Consider the following 2,037-nt stretch of genomic DNA (forward strand, 5'->3'; position numbering starts at 1 on the left):
GGAGTCACGACCCAAACTTGTCGTAACCAGCGGTGTATTTATTCAAAAATTCGAGGTTATGTTGGCCCTTTTCAACTAATGAGTGAGCGATCCCCAACATCATCGCAACGTCAGTACCAGGATGTGGTGCAATCCACTGAGCGTTTTCACCAAAAAATTCGATGGTTTCCGAACGCATAGGATCGATAACGATAATGGTTTTTTTAGAATGTTTGAGTTGATTAAAAAACTCAAGCCCCGCGCCGTCGGTACTGCTCCATGCTATTTTCAGTGTATTAATAGGGTTAAGCCCCCAAAGCACCACAACATCACTACTTTCAAGTACAACAGGGTAAGTTGTTTGTTGTTCATACACTTCTATTGAGCCTACAACGTAAGGCATGATGACTTGCGCAGCACCCGTAGAATAATCACCTAAATGACCCGAATAGCCTCCCGCCATACTCATATAGCGTTGCAGTAGGGTTTGGGCTTTATGTAAAATCCCACTGGATCGCCAGCCGTAAGAGCCCGCAAAAATTGACTCGGCTCCATAAGCAGTGCGAATACGAGCATGCTGTTGGTGGATTAATTGCAGCGCTTTTTCCCAACTAACGCGGACGAACTCATCGTCTCCTCGTTTACCATCTGGCATATGGGGATTGGCTAGAAAACCTTTACGCACCATCGGGTATTTGACCCGAGCTTGAGTATGCACTTGATCTGGCGCTGAGGTTTGTAGACTATTGGGTACGGTTTGCGGCAATGCATTCTTGGAAGAAATAATTTTCCCATCCTTAACTTCAACCAGCATAGCACCCCAACGCCCAGCAGTCAGTACACCAGCTCCTCGCGGTGCGGAAGCGAGAACTGGCATGGGTTTAACCGAAAAAATAGCGACCGCACCTGCAGTTGCACCAGCGCTTTTTAGAAAACTTCGACGTGTGAGAGTAGTCATCACTGAATCCTTATTTCATTTTTTATTGGGCAACAACATCTTTCGCATTGTATTGGAAATATTTCGTGAGGATTTCTAGATCCTCTGCGGAAATAGAGGTACGGTCCCCCATACTTTTTGCCACAGAAGGCCACGCGTTAACCGTAAAATGGTTACTCGGAATTTTGGCATGACATGTTGAACAGTAAACATTGTCCAACTGCTCAGCGTATGCCCAAAGCGAATCCATTTTACCCAACACTGGCGTGTCGATGTCCCCGGCAAGTGTTACTTGACGCCACTGATTTCCGTAGGCATCTTCGTTATACTCTTTTACGCTCAATGCTTTTTGCCCTGCTTCAGTTAACATAGCAATCACAGCACGCTTACCTTCACCCATATACAAGACTTGTTCTGCACCTTGCATCTGATAACCACTCAATTCAACGGTGCGCTTGCCAGTGCTTTCATTCAATACTTTCAACGGTGTCGCTGGATTGATCGTTCCGAAATCAGAAATGGGCGTAGATTGCATCGCATAAACAATAGGAGTACCCACAGGGGTTAACTTAGCCTCTTCGACTAAATGGGCTAATGCTTGGCTATCCATTTTGACTTCAGGAAGCATGTGCGCCACACCTTTATGGCAATCAATACAGGTTTGATTATTGTCGATACCGTACTGATGCATTTTTTGTGCTTGCGCCGTTTGGTCGTAAATCTCCATCGCATCTTCACTGTGACATGAACGACAGGTCGCAGAATCGTTTGCTTTTAATTGCGCCCAGACAGTTTCAGCCATCTCTGCTCGATGTGCTTCATACTTTTCAGGTGTGCTGATTTTCTTGGTAATGAACTCATGGTAGATGTCTTTGGATGCTCTAATTTTGGTGATTAAATAATCCATAGTATCAGTGGGTATATGGCAATCAGCACATTCTGCACGGATGCCTTTGGCATTGCTAAAGTGTACCGAGCCTTGATACTCCTGAAAGGGTGCTTGCATAGTATGACAAGAGAGACAAAATTCCGTACTCGACGTTTTTTCTAAAATGACATGAGTTCCTCCAAGGCTTAACCAACCGAGCAGCACCCCAATAGCAAGAACTCCCACTATCATT

At 45.2% G+C, this 2,037-nt stretch carries 1 protein-coding gene and 1 pseudogene; both read right to left on the reverse strand.

What is annotated here, in order from left to right:
* Positions 1-13: 13 nt before the first annotated feature.
* A pseudogene (locus tag VOR_RS0116340) lies at positions 14-937 on the reverse strand (molybdopterin-dependent oxidoreductase); the annotation flags it as partial.
* Positions 938-959: 22 nt separating this feature from the next.
* On the reverse strand, positions 960-2,036 hold the full coding sequence (locus VOR_RS0116345) for a NapC/NirT family cytochrome c (RefSeq protein ID WP_010320758.1): 1,077 nt from the start codon (positions 2,034-2,036) through the stop codon (positions 960-962).
* Position 2,037 lies beyond the last annotated feature (1 nt).

The sequence above is a fragment of the Vibrio ordalii ATCC 33509 genome (assembly GCA_000257205.1).
GTDB lineage: Bacteria > Pseudomonadota > Gammaproteobacteria > Enterobacterales > Vibrionaceae > Vibrio > Vibrio ordalii.